The 14,599-nt window shown below is 60.8% G+C and carries 12 protein-coding genes; 8 read left to right on the plus strand and 4 right to left on the minus strand.

Annotated elements, in window-relative coordinates; genetic code table 11:
• Positions 1-138: 138 nt before the first annotated feature.
• From dnaQ to HU755_RS12005, 3 genes are all read right to left on the minus strand, one after another.
• Positions 139-897: a DNA polymerase III subunit epsilon gene (dnaQ, locus tag HU755_RS11995; protein ID WP_186548027.1), complete on the minus strand. Its 759-nt coding sequence runs from the start codon at positions 895-897 to the stop codon at positions 139-141.
• A 222-nt stretch (positions 898-1,119) separates the two neighbouring features.
• Positions 1,120-1,590: a ribonuclease HI gene (rnhA, locus tag HU755_RS12000; protein ID WP_007910572.1), complete on the minus strand. Its 471-nt coding sequence runs from the start codon at positions 1,588-1,590 to the stop codon at positions 1,120-1,122.
• Positions 1,591-1,680: 90 nt separating this feature from the next.
• Positions 1,681-2,439, minus strand: a complete 759-nt coding sequence (locus HU755_RS12005) for a class I SAM-dependent methyltransferase (protein ID WP_186548029.1) — start codon at positions 2,437-2,439, stop codon at positions 1,681-1,683.
• Positions 2,440-2,505: 66 nt separating this feature from the next.
• Here HU755_RS12005 and gloB point away from each other — a divergent pair, with 66 nt between their 5' ends.
• The 8 genes from gloB to fabI all read left to right on the plus strand — a co-directional run bounded on the left by gloB (position 2,506) and on the right by fabI (position 13,274).
• A complete protein-coding gene (gloB, locus tag HU755_RS12010) occupies positions 2,506-3,273 on the plus strand; it encodes a hydroxyacylglutathione hydrolase (protein WP_186632782.1) in 768 nt (255 codons plus the stop codon).
• Positions 3,274-3,372: 99 nt separating this feature from the next.
• Positions 3,373-4,836: a transglycosylase SLT domain-containing protein gene (locus tag HU755_RS12015; RefSeq protein ID WP_186632785.1), complete on the plus strand. Its 1,464-nt coding sequence runs from the start codon at positions 3,373-3,375 to the stop codon at positions 4,834-4,836.
• Between the two features lie 242 nt (positions 4,837-5,078).
• On the plus strand, positions 5,079-6,911 hold the full coding sequence (locus tag HU755_RS12020; RefSeq protein WP_186632788.1) for an extracellular solute-binding protein: 1,833 nt from the start codon (positions 5,079-5,081) through the stop codon (positions 6,909-6,911).
• Positions 6,908-8,749 carry an extracellular solute-binding protein gene (locus HU755_RS12025; RefSeq protein ID WP_186632790.1) on the plus strand — a complete coding sequence of 614 codons (1,842 nt, stop codon included), beginning with the start codon at positions 6,908-6,910 and terminating at the stop codon, positions 8,747-8,749. The genes HU755_RS12020 and HU755_RS12025 overlap by 4 nt, the downstream gene beginning before the upstream one ends.
• Before the next feature lie 4 nt (positions 8,750-8,753).
• On the plus strand, positions 8,754-9,827 hold the full coding sequence (locus tag HU755_RS12030) for a microcin C ABC transporter permease YejB (protein WP_186548040.1): 1,074 nt from the start codon (positions 8,754-8,756) through the stop codon (positions 9,825-9,827).
• 1 nt (position 9,828) lies between these two features.
• Positions 9,829-10,848, plus strand: a complete 1,020-nt coding sequence (locus HU755_RS12035; protein ID WP_007910587.1) for an ABC transporter permease — start codon at positions 9,829-9,831, stop codon at positions 10,846-10,848.
• Between the two features lies 1 nt (position 10,849).
• Positions 10,850-12,460 carry an ABC transporter ATP-binding protein gene (locus tag HU755_RS12040; RefSeq protein WP_186632793.1) on the plus strand — a complete coding sequence of 537 codons (1,611 nt, stop codon included), beginning with the start codon at positions 10,850-10,852 and terminating at the stop codon, positions 12,458-12,460.
• Positions 12,461-12,479: 19 nt separating this feature from the next.
• Positions 12,480-13,274, plus strand: a complete 795-nt coding sequence (gene fabI / locus HU755_RS12045; RefSeq protein ID WP_007906751.1) for an enoyl-ACP reductase FabI — start codon at positions 12,480-12,482, stop codon at positions 13,272-13,274.
• Positions 13,275-13,460: 186 nt separating this feature from the next.
• Here the strand turns inward: fabI and HU755_RS12050 are convergent, their stop codons facing one another.
• Positions 13,461-14,426, minus strand: a complete 966-nt coding sequence (locus tag HU755_RS12050; protein WP_186632796.1) for a diguanylate cyclase — start codon at positions 14,424-14,426, stop codon at positions 13,461-13,463.
• Positions 14,427-14,599: the final 173 nt, after the last annotated feature.

The following is a 14,599-nucleotide window of genomic DNA, read 5'->3' on the forward strand; positions in this document are numbered from 1 at the left end:
TCAGTGTCCTGAAGCGGCAGGTTTGCACCCGACCCGTGCACTCAGGGTAGTGGGTTGCAGCGGATGTGGCGAGGGTGGCCAGTTGGCTTCATCGATGGAAACCGCGGCGCGCTGGCAAGTACCGCTCAGCTTTCGTGGTTACGCCTGGGCGTCAGCCTCGGCAATCTGCGTCCACAGCGCCGGCCCGCCGGCAGACTTGGCGATGATCTCCAGCCGCGCCAGATGTGCGGCCAGTTCTTCCTCGGTGGCGCGAATGATTCGCGCGGGCTGGCGATCGGCCGGCAGGCGACGGATTTCAGTGGCCGAGTTATCTGCGCCCTCACCCGTGCCATTGCCGTCGGAGGCGTTGCCGGCCAGTGACAGGCTGGTCTGGCCGCCGGTCATGGTCAGGTAGACGTCGGCAAGAATCTCCGAGTCGAGCAAGGCGCCGTGCAGTTCCCGACCGGAGTTATCGACGCCATAGCGTTTGCACAACGCATCGAGGCTGTTGCGCTGCCCGGGGTGGCGTTCCCGGGCCATCATCAAGGTGTCGAGGATGGTGCAATGCTGGGTGATGTCAGCGCGGTCGTGCTGGCCCATCAAGGCGAATTCGTTGTTGATGAAGCCAACGTCGAACGCCGCGTTATGGATGATCAGCTGCGCGCCTTTGATGAACTCGAAGAATTCATCCGCGACTTCAGCAAAACGCGGCTTGCCGACGAGAAATTCGTTGGTGATGCCGTGAACGCCGATGGCGCCTTCGTCACTCTCGCGATCCGGTTGCAGGTAAACGTGAAAATGCCGGCCCGTCAGGCGCCGACCGATCAGTTCGACGCAACCGATTTCAATGATCCGGTGACCATCGGTCACCGGCATGCCGGTGGTTTCGGTATCGAGTACAACGGATCTGGTGGCCATCAGGTGCTCAGCTCTCAACGGGTCTATCGGGCAAAAACGCGGATGTTAACACGCCCGGCGGGGTGTTTCAGTCAGACCGAGGCGCGGCCTTCGCGAGCAGGCTCGCTCCCACATTGGAATGAATTCCAATTCAAGGAAGAAGCAGAATCGGATCTGGAATGCGTTTCCCTGCGGGAGCGAGCCTGCTCGCGAATGGGCGCGCCACTGTTTTTTCAGAAAAACTCAGCTCTGCTTGTACCCGCGAACCTCATCCACGCCACGGTTGGCCAACTGGTCGGCCCGCTCATTGCCGTGATGGCCAATGTGCCCGCGCACCCATTTCCAGGTGACTTTGTGGCGGTTGACCTGCTCGTCCAGCTCTTTCCACAAATCGGCGTTCTTCACTGGCTCTTTTGCGGCGGTTTTCCAGCCGCGCTTTTTCCAGTTCGCCATCCACTCGTTGATGCCCTTCATCACGTATTGCGAGTCGGTCACCAGCAGCACTTCGCACGGCCGCTTCAAGGCTTCGAGGCCACGGATGGCGCCGAGCAGTTCCATGCGGTTGTTGGTGGTGTTGGCTTCGCCGCCCCACAATTCCTTCTCGACGCCCTTGCACACCAGCAAAGCGCCCCAGCCGCCGGGGCCGGGATTGCCCTTGCAGGCGCCGTCGGTGAACAGTTCTACGGTGTCGACGCTTTCAACGCTTTCGCTCATGCCAGCCTTTCCAGAAAAATGCCTGTCTTGCCAATCACGGATCGACAATGACCGAGGCCGGGACAGGCCCGGCCACAAATAAAAGAAGGTTTACGGTTCGATGTGGCGACGATTGACCTTGGCCATCGGCAGCGGAATCAGCTTGCCCATCGGCTCGCGGCGCTCCTGGCGCAATGGCCTGAGTCCGACCACAATCTTGCGCGCGACCAATAAATAGAAACCGCCACCCGACAACTGCCAGCCACCGGCCTTGCGTTCCCAGCCGGCCAGACGGTTCTGCCACTTGGGCGACGCGAGCGGCGGACGATAGCATCCGAAGCGGCGTTTCTCCAGCGCGAAGCCCAGCAGATTCAGCCAGTCGGCAACCCGTGACGGCGAGATGCAGCGCGCCTTGCGCAGGGCGTCGTGGGCGAAAACATGACGCAGCCCCCAGGTGCTCCACGGATTGATGCCGATGATCAGCAAATGCCCGCCGGGCCGTACGCTGCTCGCCGCTTCACGCAACAAACCGTGGGGCGACAGGCAGAAATCCAGGCCATGCTGCATCACCACCACATCGGCGGCGTGTTCGCTCAACGGCCAGGCCTGCTCCTCGCAGACAATCTCGACCCCCGGCAACGGCGCACCCAGGCGTACGTTGCGCTGCACCTGCGGCGCGGCCGGCGGGGTTTCGGCGGACGGGCCGTAATGCACCAGATAGCCGCCAAAGAACCTGCCCAGCTCGTCGTCGAGCATGCGCCGCTCTTCATCCAGCAGAAACTGCCCGAGCGGACCCGCCAGCCATTCACGGGCGGCGCTGATCAATGCCAGCCAGTCGGGATCGGCCTGAGCGAACGCTTTATCGGTCATGTCATTCTCCAACGCGCCAGGAACCTCTAAGATGCGCCAATGTTTTCCGCTTGGCGAATTCCGACGATGATACAGATCAGTGCCCTGCCCGCGTTCACCGATAACTACATCTGGTTGTTACAGGATCATCAGACCCAGCGCTGCGCAGTGGTCGATCCGGGCGATGCCGCCCCGGTGCAGGCATGGCTCGAGGCCCATCCGGGCTGGACGTTGAGCGATATCCTGATCACCCACCATCATCATGATCACGTCGGCGGCGTCGAACGACTGAAAGCGGCCAGCGGCGCGACCGTCTACGGGCCGGCCAGCGAGCGCATTCCCGGGCGCGACGTGGCGCTCAACGACAACGATACGGTCAATGTGCTCGGCTGGGACTTCGCCGTGTACGCGGTACCCGGTCACACCTTGGGACACATTGCCTATTACCACCACGGCCTGCTGTTCTGCGGTGACACCCTGTTCGCCGCCGGTTGCGGTCGGTTGTTCGAGGGCACGCCTGCACAAATGCACCACTCGCTCGACCGCCTCGCCGCCTTGCCTGAAGATACGCTGGTTTACTGCACTCATGAATACACCTTGAGCAACCTGAAGTTTGCTGCGGCGGTGGAACCGGGCAATCGGCACATTGCCGCCCGTCTGGAAAAAGTCAGCCAGCAACGACAAAACGGCGTCATGACCCTGCCCTCGACCCTGGCCCTGGAAAAGCTCACCAATCCATTTTTGCGTACCACTGAAACATCAGTTAAAGAAAAAGTGGACGAACGGGCCGGCGCTCAAAACCGGGCGCCGAGTGAGGTATTTGCAGTGTTGCGTGCCTGGAAAGATACGTTCTGACGAGCGCACCGGCTACGGCAAAAATTCTCAATGGTTGACCGCAGGGGGTGCGCTTTCTAGAATCGCCCGACATTTTTGCCCGGAACTTACTTCCAGCCAATGTCGTCATCCATACGTAAGTCCGCCCAATCAGATGCATTGACCCGCCTGGCGCAAGCCATCGCGGTGGCTGTGTCCGCCACGCTGGCGGGCTGTTCCAGCCATGCTCCGCAGACTGAAGCGACGCATACGCCGAACATTGCTGCGCGAGCCAAGCAGAAGCCGATCTGGCTGACTGAAAAGCCCAGCCCACAGATTCCCCAGGACATCTGGGAACGCATGCGCCAGGGCTTCCAGTTGCAGGAAGGCCTTGGCGTGAACCCGCGCATCGAGCAGCAGCGCCTGTGGTTCGCCAGTAACCCCTCTTTCCTCGAGAATGCCGGCGAACGCGGCAGTCTCTATATTCATTACATCGTCGAACGCCTCGAAGAGCGCAACATGCCGCTGGAGCTGGCCTTGCTGCCAGTGATCGAGAGCGCCTACAACCCGATGGCCTATTCCCGGGCCAATGCGGTGGGCCTGTGGCAGTTCATTCCGTCCACCGGGCGTTACTTCAACCTGCGCCAGACCCGCTTCTACGATGGCCGTCGCGATATCACCGCCTCGACCACCGCGGCAATGGATTACCTGACCCGCCTGCACGATATGTTCAACGGCGACTGGCTGCTGGCCCTGGCGGCCTACAACGCCGGTGAAGGCACTGTCAGCCGCGCCATCGAGCGCAACGAGAAGCTCGGCCTGCCGACCGACTACTGGAACCTGCCGTTGCCGGCGGAAACCCAGGCGTACGTGCCGAAACTGCTGGCGCTGTCGCAAGTGGTGCTGGCGCCGGAAGCCTATGGCGTGAACCTCAACCCGATCGCCAATGAGCCGTATTTCCAGGTCGTCGAAATCAACCAGCGCATGGACCTGTCCAAGGTCGCTGCCGTGGCCAACATCGACGAAGACGAACTGTTCCAGCTCAACCCGGCGTTCAAGCAGCGCACCACCATCGACGGCCCGCAGCATTTGCTGGTGCCGACGTCGAAGGCGCAATTGCTCACCGCCAGCCTGCAGACCATGCGTCCGGACGAGCTGATCAGCCCGCGCTCGCTGAAGCCGGTGTTCGAAGGTGCCGATCCGTCCGAGGTTGCCCAGCTCAAGCGCGCTTATCGGGTCAAGCGTGGCGATAACCTGGGTTCCATCGCCAAGGCCAACAAGGTTGAAGTGAAAGACCTGCAACGCTGGAACAAGCTGACCGGCAAGAACCTCAAGGTCGGCCAGACCCTGGTCATGCAGGACAACACCCAGCGTGCACCGGCGCGCAAGTCCGGCCGGGTCAACACCGTGATCGCGGCCAACAGCAAGACCAAAGGCAAGACCGAGAGCAAGCAGCAGACCCAATACAAGGTCAAGCGCGGCGACACCCTGTATGTGGTGGCCAAGCGGTTCAACGTCGAGATGCAACACCTCAAACGCTGGAACCCGGGTGCGGGCAAGGCGTTGAAGCCTGGGCAGATGCTCACGGTTTATCAGCCGCATTGATTGAAGAGCCCCTGAGATTTCAGGGGCTTTTGCTTTTGTGGGAGCGGGCTTGCTCGCGAATGCGGTATGTCAGTCGCATAGGTAGGTGACTGATACACCGCATTCGCGAGCAAGCCCGCTCCCACCAAAAGCAAATGCAATCGAAAGCGATTACCCCCTCATCAAGCCGCTATCTTTTTCCTGTCCAGACAAGCTGTTACTGTACGGCCCACAAAGCCCGAGCCGCCTGGATCAGATCTGACTTGAAGCGTCCCCTCCTCCTGCTGCTGATCAGCCTGGCCTTGAGCTCACCCGCAAGCGCGACGATTACCGAGAGCCACGGTTATGCGCAATTCGGCACGCTCAAGTACCCGGCCAGATTTACCCACTTCGACTGGGTCAACCCGCAAGCGCCCAAGGGCGGCACCTTGCGGGTAATGGCGTTCGGCACCTTCGATACGGTCAACCCCTACACGTTCAAGGGCACCAGCCCGGTCACCACGGCGAATTTCCTCCAGTACGGCATCAACGAGCTGAACGAGCCGCTGATGGTTGGCACCGGGCAGTATTCGCCCTCCGGCGATGAACCGGCGTCCAGCTATGGCTTGATCGCGCAATCGGTGGAGTACAGCGAAGATCGCAGCTGGGTGGTGTTCAACCTGCGTCCCGAGGCGCGTTTTCACGACGGCACGCCGATTACCGCCTACGACGTGGCGTTTTCCTACCGCCTGCTGCTCAAGGACGGCCATCCGCTGTACCGCACCGCCCTGCAGGAAGTGCTGCGGGTCGACATTCTCAACAAACAGCGCATTCGCTTCGTGTTCAAGCGCTCGGGCAATCCGCTATTGATCCTGCGCCTGGGCGAGTTGCCGGTGCTGCCTCAGCATTACTGGAAGGATCGCGACTTCAAGGCCACCACCTTCGAGCCGCCGCTGGGCAGCGGGCCGTATCGCATCACCTCGGTCACACCGGGACGCCAGTTGATTTTCGAACGGGTCAAGGATTACTGGGGCAAGGACTTGCCGGTCAATCGCGGCAAGTACAATTTCGATCGCATGGACGTCGAGTTCTACCGCGACAGCGACGTGGCCTTCGAAGCCTTCAAGGTCGGTGAGTTCGACATTTACATCGAGCATCAGGCCAAGAACTGGGTCAATGGTTACAACTTTCCGGCCATCCGCCGCGGCGAGGTGATCAAGGCGCAGATTCCTCATCGGATCCCGACCCAGAGTCAGGGCCTGTTCATGAACACTCGCCGCGCGACCTTTGCCGACGTCAAGACTCGCGAAGCGCTGGGTCTGATGTTCGATTTCGAGTGGACCAACCGCGCGTTGTTCAGCGATGCCTATAAACGCAGCACCAGTTACTACCCCAACAGCGAATTCAGTGCCAGCGGCCTGCCGGTCGGGCATGAATGGCTGATGCTCAAGCCGTACAAGGATCAGCTCCCGGCCAAGCTGTTCACCGAGCCGTTTACGCTGCCGCAGACCGACGGCCGTGGCATCCCGCGCGAAAGCATGCGCAAGGCGTTGGCACTGCTCGCCGAAGCCGGCTGGAAGCTCAACGGTCAACGCCTGCAAAACGCGCACGGCCAACCACTGCGCTTCGAGCTGTTGCTGGTCAACCCGAACCTGGAGCGCCTCTACCAGCCGTATATCGAAAATCTCAACAGCATCGGCATCGACGCGCGCCTGCGCACCGTCGATCGCGCGCAGTACAAGCAGCGCCTCGATCAATTCGACTTCGATATGGTCTCGATGACGCTCGGCCAGACCTTAAGCCCGGGTCTGGAGCAATGGCAGTACTTCCATTCCAGCCAGGTCGGGGTCAAGGGCAGCAAGAACTACGCGGGTATCGCCAATCCGGTGGTCGATCACCTGCTCGAACAGTTGCTCGCCGCGCGCACCCGCGACGAGCAGGTCGCCGCCGGCAAGGCGCTCGACCGTGTGCTGCTCTGGCAGCATTACAGCATTCCCAACTGGTACCTCAATTATCACCGTCTGGCCTACCGCAACCGGTTGGCCTTTGTCACCACGCCGCCCTATACCCTGGGCCTGAGCGCGTGGTGGCTGAAGTCTTCGGAGAAAGATCGATGAGCCCTATCCGCGCCCTGCTCGTGCAGGCCAGCGGCTTGCTGTTCGCCGGGCTGGCCTGTGCCGCCCCGCAACACGCCGTGACCCTGTACAACGAGCCGCCGAAATACCCCGCCGATTTCAAGCATTTCGATTACGTGAACCCCGATGCGCCCAAGGGCGGCGTGTTCCGTCAGGCCGGGTTCGGCGGCTTCGACAGCCTCAACCCGTTCATCAGCAAAGGCGTGCCCGCCGATGACATCGGGCAAATCTACGACACCCTGACCAGGCACAGCCTCGACGAGCCGTTTACCGAATACGGCCTGATCGCCGGCAAGATCGAGAAAGCCCCGGACAACAGTTGGGTGCGCTTCTATCTGCGCCCCGAAGCGCGTTTCCATGACGGCCACCCGGTGCGCGCCGAGGATGTGGTGTTCAGCTTCCAGACGCTGACCAAAGAAGGTTCGCCGATGTTTCGCGGCTATTACAGCGATGTCGCCGAAGCCGTCGCCGAAGACCCGCTCAAAGTCCTGTTCAAGTTCAAGCACAGCAACAACCGCGAACTGCCGCTGATCCTCGGTCAGTTGCCGGTCCTGCCGAAACACTGGTGGGCCAGTCGCGACTTCAACAAGGGCAATCTGGAAATCCCGCTGGGCAGCGGCCCGTACAAGGTCACCGAGGTGAAGGCCGGGCGTTCGGTGCGTTATGAGCGGGTCAAGGATTATTGGGGCAAGGACCTTCCGGTCAACCGTGGCTTCTACAACTTCGACACGATGACCACCGATTACTACCGCGACAATACCGTCGCCCTCGAAGCCTTGAAGGCCGGGCAGTTCGATTACTGGCTGGAAATGGCTGCAAAAAACTGGGCCAACGCCTATAACGTTCCCGCCGTCACCGAGGGCCGCTTGATCAAGGAGTTGATCCCCAACAGCAACCCGACCGGCATGCAGGGTTTCGTCTTCAACCTGCGCCGCCCGGTGTTTCAAGATGTGCGCGTGCGTCAGGCGCTCGGTCTGCTGTTCGATTTCGAATGGACCAACAAGCAGCTGTTCAACGGCGCCTACGTGCGCACCCGCAGTTATTTCGAGAACTCGGAAATGGCCGCCACCGGCCTGCCCGACGCCGAGCAACGGGCAATACTTGAGCCGTTCCGCAGCAAACTGCCGGCGCAGGTGTTCAGCGAAGCCTTTGAGAATCCGAAAACCGACGCCAGCGGCATGATCCGCGCCCAGCAACGCGAGGCCTACCAACTGCTGCAAGAGGCCGGCTGGAAGATTGTCGACGATAAGATGGTCGACGCCACCGGCAAACCGGTGGTCATTGAGTTTCTCCTCGCCCAGACCGAATTCGAACGCGTGCTGCTGCCGTTCAAGCGCAACCTCAGCGACCTTGGTATCGATTTGGTGATCCGCCGCGTTGACGTTTCGCAGTACATCAACCGTGTGCGCTCGCGAGACTTCGACATGATGGTCGGCAGCTTTCCGCAGTCCAACTCGCCGGGTAACGAGCAGCGCGAATACTGGATGAGCGCCGCCGCCGACAAATCCAGCAGCCGCAACAGCATGGGCCTGAAGGATCCGATCGTCGATCAACTGGTGGAAGACCTGATCAACGCCGACTCGCGCAAAAGTCTCGTAGCCCATGCCCGCGCGCTGGACCGCGTGCTGCAATGGGGCTATTACGTCGTGCCGAACTGGCACATCAAGAGCTGGCGCGTGGCGTACTGGAACCACATCGGCCACCCGAAAACCTCGCCCAAATACGACATTGGCATCAACACCTGGTGGGTCAAGCCTGACGCCAGGCCTGCCGTAGAAGTCGAAACCCAACTGCAAGCCGACCCTGCGGGCACGGAGTAATCAGATGCTGGCGTATATTTTTCGGCGACTGCTGCTGATCATCCCGACCCTGTTCGGCATTCTGCTGATCAACTTCGTGATCATCCAGGCCGCGCCCGGCGGGCCGGTCGAGCAAATGATCGCCAAGCTTGAAGGCTTCGAAGGCGCCACCAGCCGCATTGCCGGCGGCGGTGCCGAGGTGGCGGTGGCAGGCTCGTCCTATCGCGGCGCGCAGGGGCTGGACCCGGCGCTGATCAAGGAAATCGAGCACATGTACGGGTTCGACAAATCGGCCCCGGAACGCCTGTGGATCATGGTCAAGAACTACGCGCAGCTGGATTTTGGCGACAGCTTCTTCCGCGACGCCAAGGTCATCGACCTGATCAAGGAGAAGATGCCGGTATCGATCTCGCTGGGGCTGTGGAGCACGCTGATCATGTACCTGGTGTCGATCCCGCTGGGGATCGCCAAGGCGACGCGGCACGGCAGCCACTTCGACGTCTGGACCAGCTCGGCGATCATCATCGGCTACGCGATCCCGGCGTTTCTGTTTGCCATCCTGCTGATCGTGGTGTTTGCCGGCGGCAGCTATCTGGACTGGTTTCCGCTGCGCGGCCTGACATCGAACAACTTCGACGAGCTGAGCCTGGGCGGCAAGATTCTCGACTACTTCTGGCACTTGGCATTGCCAGTGACCGCGCTGGTGATCGGCAACTTCGCGACCATGACCCTGCTGACCAAAAACAGCTTCCTCGATGAAATCAACAAACAGTACGTGGTCACCGCCAAAGCCAAGGGCCTGACTCGCCATCGCGTGCTGTACGGCCACGTGTTCCGCAACGCCATGCTGCTGGTGATTGCCGGTTTCCCTTCGGCCTTCATCGGCATTTTCTTTACCGGCTCGTTGCTGGTGGAAGTGATTTTCTCGCTCGACGGCCTCGGCCTGATGAGTTTTGAAGCGGCGATCAACCGTGATTACCCGGTGGTGTTCGGCACCCTGTTCATCTTCACCCTGCTCGGGCTGGTGGTGAAACTGATCGGCGACCTCACCTACACCCTGGTCGATCCGCGCATCGACTTCGCAAGCCGGGAGCATTGAGATGAACCTGTCCCCTCTCAACCGCCGCCGCTTCGAACTGTTCAAGGCCAACAAGCGTGGCTGGTGGTCGCTGTGGCTGTTTCTGATTCTGTTCGGCCTGAGCCTCGGTGCCGAGCTGATCGCCAATGACAAACCGCTCGTCGTGCACTACGACAACAACTGGTACTTCCCGGCGATCAAGCGCTACCCGGAAACTGCCTTCGGCGGCGAATTCCCACTGGAAGCCAACTACAAAAGCCCGTACATCCGCGAACTGCTCAAGGCCAAGGATGCGTGGGTGTTGTGGGCGCCGATTCCCTACAGCTACCAGAGCATTAACTACGACCTGAAAGTCCCCGCGCCGGCACCGCCCTCGGCGGACAATCTGCTGGGCACCGACGATCAGGGCCGCGATGTGCTGGCGCGGGTGATTTACGGTTTCCGCATTTCGGTGCTGTTCGCCCTGACCCTGACCGTGCTCAGTTCGATCATCGGCGTGATTGCCGGTGCGCTTCAGGGCTTCTACGGCGGCTGGGTCGATCTGGCCGGGCAGCGCTTTCTGGAAATCTGGTCAGGGCTGCCGGTGCTGTACCTGCTGATCATCCTTGCCAGTTTCGTCCAGCCGAACTTCTGGTGGCTACTGGGGATCATGCTGCTGTTCTCGTGGATGAGTCTGGTCGATGTGGTCCGCGCCGAGTTTCTGCGCGGTCGTAACCTTGAATACGTGCGCGCCGCCCGGGCGCTGGGCATGCAAAACGGCGCGATCATGTTCCGCCACATCCTGCCCAACGCCATGGTTTCAACCATGACCTTCATGCCGTTCATCCTCACCGGCGCCATCGGCACGCTCACTGCGCTGGACTTCCTCGGCTTCGGCTTGCCGGCCGGCAGCCCGTCGCTGGGTGAGTTGGTTGCCCAAGGCAAATCCAACCTGCAAGCGCCGTGGCTGGGTATGAGCGCGTTTGCCGTGCTGGCGCTGATGTTGAGTTTGCTGGTGTTTATCGGCGAGTCTGCTCGCGATGCCTTCGACCCGAGGAAGTGAAATGAATCAGGACAATCTGATCGAAGTGCGCGACCTCGCCGTCGAGTTCGGTTTCGGCGAGCGCGTGCACCGCGTGGTCGAGGGCGTGAGTTTCGACATCAAGCGCGGTGAAACCCTGGCGCTGGTCGGCGAATCCGGTTCGGGCAAATCGGTGACGGCGCATTCGATCCTGCGTTTACTGCCCTACCCGATCGCCCGCCATCCAGCCGGCAGCATCAATTACGCCGGGCAAAATCTGCTGGATCTGAGCGAAAAGACCCTGCGCCATATTCGCGGCAACCGCATCGCGATGATTTTCCAGGAGCCGATGACCTCGCTCAATCCGCTGCACTCGATCGAGAAGCAAATCAACGAAGTGCTCGGTATCCACAAGGGCCTCAGCGGCAAAGTCGCGACCAAACGCACTTTGGAACTGCTGGAGATGGTCGGCATCCCCGAGCCGCACAAACGCCTCAAGGCCCTGCCCCACGAATTGTCCGGCGGTCAGCGTCAGCGAGTGATGATCGCCATGGCGCTGGCCAACGAGCCGGAATTGTTGATTGCCGACGAGCCGACCACCGCGCTGGACGTGACCGTTCAGCTGAAAATCCTCGATTTGCTCAAGGAACTTCAGGCTCGCCTGGGCATGTCGCTGCTACTGATCAGTCACGATTTGAACCTGGTGCGAAGAATTGCGCATCGCGTATGTGTCATGCAGCGCGGTTGCATCGTCGAACAGGCATCGTGCGCAGAGCTGTTCCGTTCGCCACAGCATCCGTACACTCGGGAATTGCTCGGCGCGGAGCCCAGTGGCGGCCCGGCGAGCAATGAAATCGGCGCGCCGCTGCTCGAAGTCGAGGACCTGAAAGTCTGGTTCCCGATCAAGAAAGGCCTGCTCAAGCGCACGGTGGATTACGTCAAGGCAGTGGACGGCATCAATTTCAGCCTGCCTCAGGGTCAGACCCTGGGGATTGTGGGTGAAAGCGGTTCCGGCAAGTCCACCCTGGGTTTGGCGATTTTGCGGCTGATTGGCAGCAAAGGCGCGATCCGCTTTGAAGGCAAGCAGCTAGACTGCCTGACGCAGAACGAGGTTCGCCCGTTGCGCCGGGAGATGCAGGTGGTGTTTCAGGACCCGTTTGGCAGCCTGAGCCCGCGCATGTGTGTCCATGACATCGTTGGCGAAGGCCTGCGGATTCACAAGATGGGCACCGCGACCGAACAGGAAGCGGCGATCATTGCGGCATTGAAGGAGGTAGGTCTGGATCCGGACACCCGGCACCGCTACCCCCACGAATTTTCCGGTGGGCAGCGGCAGCGAATTGCCATTGCCCGGGCCCTGGTGCTGAAACCGGCGCTGATCCTGCTGGACGAGCCGACGTCGGCCCTCGACCGCACGGTACAGCGGCAAGTGGTGGAGCTGTTGCGTTCACTGCAAGCCAAGTACAACCTGACGTATTTGTTCATCAGCCATGACCTGGCTGTCGTCAAAGCGCTGAGCCACCAGTTGATGGTGGTCAAGCATGGCCAAGTGGTCGAACAGGGAGACGCGCAAAGTATCTTTGCCGCCCCCCAACATCCGTATACACAGCAGTTGCTGGAAGCCGCTTTTCTGGCACCAGCCACTGCGCAATAACCTGAAAGAGGAGCAACACATGGGTTTTCTCGCCGGTAAGCGCGTACTGATCGTCGGTGTCGCCAGCAAGCTGTCCATCGCATCCGGCATCGCTGCCGCCATGCATCGCGAGGGCGCTGAGCTTGCCTTCACTTATCAGAACGACAAACTCAAGGGTCGTGTCGAAGAGTTCGCACAAGGCTGGGGCTCCAGCCCTGAGCTGTGCTTCCCGTGCGACGTGGCCAGCGATGAAGAAATCGCCAAGGTCTTTGAAGCGCTGAGCAAGAAGTGGGACGGCCTGGACTGCATCGTGCACTCCGTCGGCTTCGCCCCGGGCGACCAACTGGACGGCGACTTCACCGAAGCCACCACCCGTGAAGGTTTCCGCATCGCTCACGACATCAGCGCCTACAGCTTCGTCGCCCTGGCCAAGGCCGGTCGCGAAATGATGAAAGGCCGCAACGGCAGCCTGCTGACCCTGTCGTACCTGGGCGCCGAACGCACCATGCCGAACTACAACGTAATGGGCATGGCCAAAGCTTCGCTGGAAGCCGGCGTGCGTTACCTGGCCGGCTCCCTGGGCCCGGACGGCACCCGCGTCAACTGCGTCTCGGCCGGTCCGATCCGCACCCTGGCCGCCTCCGGCATCAAGAACTTCCGCAAGATGCTGGCCGCCAACGAAGCGCAAACTCCGCTGCGCCGCAACGTCACCATCGACGAAGTCGGCAACGCCGGCGCCTTCCTGTGCTCCGACCTGGCGTCGGGCATCAGCGGTGAAATCATGTACGTCGACGGCGGTTTCAACACCACTGCGATGGGCAACATCGAAGAGTGATCTTCGTGTAGCCGATAAAAAACCGCCTCTTCCGGCGGTTTTTTATTGCCCACACTCCCGCCACGACACAAAACCCCTGTAGGAGCGAGCCTGCTCGCGATGGCGGTGGGTCAGTCAATGACGATGTGACTGGACAGATCCCATCGCGAGCAGGCTCACTCCTACAAAGGCGCTGCGGTGCCCTCGCTAGCGCCGCTTCAGCGCTTGTTTGTGCGCATACATCGCGCCATCCGCATCCGCCAGCAGCCGATCCACCGACTCATGGCGCGCGGGGTCGTATTCAATCTGACCGACGCTGAAGCGAATCGCATAACCACGGTCCAGGGTGGCATTGCGCTCAGCAAGAATTTCCTCGAGCCGCGCCATGATCGCCGCGGTTTCGACATGGCTGGTGCCGGTCAGCAGCGCGACGAATTCATCGCCGCCCAGCCGCCCGACCACGTCGCTCTCGCGAAAAGCGATGCGTAACACATCGGCAAAGGTTTTCAGCGCGTGGTCGCCCTCGGCGTGGCCATAGAGGTCGTTGATCTGCTTGAAGTCGTTGAGATCAAAAAACAGCAGCGTTGCCGGCCGCTTCAATCGCGCACAGGCGTCCAGCGCATGCTGGGCGAGCTGTTTGAAACCCCGGCGATTGGACAGCAGGGTCAGCTCGTCCATGCTCGCGATCTGCACGGCCGTCAGTTCCTGCTCGGCCATCTGCGCCAGGTCACGCAGCAGCGCGCGTTCTTCCTCGTCAAGCTCACGCGGCCTCGTGTCGATCAGGCACAAGGTGCCCAGCTTGTTGCCGTGGGGCACGGTCAACGGATAGCCGGCATAAAAGCGAATGTTCGGTGCGCCCGTGACCAGCGGATTATCGTGAAAGCGCTCGTCCTTGCTGGCGTCGGGCACCAGCATCAACTCATCTTTCAGGATCGCGTGACCGCAAAACGAAATATCGCGCGGCGTTTGCGTGGCATCGAGGCCCACACAGGACTTGAACCACTGGCGATCCTTGTCAACCAGCGTGACCAAGGCAATCGGCACATTGAACAAACGTTTGGCCAGCCGCGTCAGGCGATCGAAACGCTCCTCAGGCGCCGAGTCGAGCAGCTTGAGCCGGTGCAGCACTTCAACTCTTTCAGCTTCATTGGCGGGTTTTCCGGGCACCAGCATTCGCACACTCCATCAGCAGTCGTTCATTCAGCGTAGCGCGAATTGGCGCGTGGTTCACAGTTCCCGACTGTTCACGCCATTCACATCGGAACGCACACGGCGGGTTTGACGCGATACATAGCTACCGCACGCACGACGGCACTGCCTCCGACAATCGATCGCACATTCTTTGC

Origin of the sequence: Pseudomonas sp. SWRI111 (assembly GCF_014268555.1) — a bacterium.
GTDB lineage: Bacteria > Pseudomonadota > Gammaproteobacteria > Pseudomonadales > Pseudomonadaceae > Aquipseudomonas > Aquipseudomonas hamedanensis.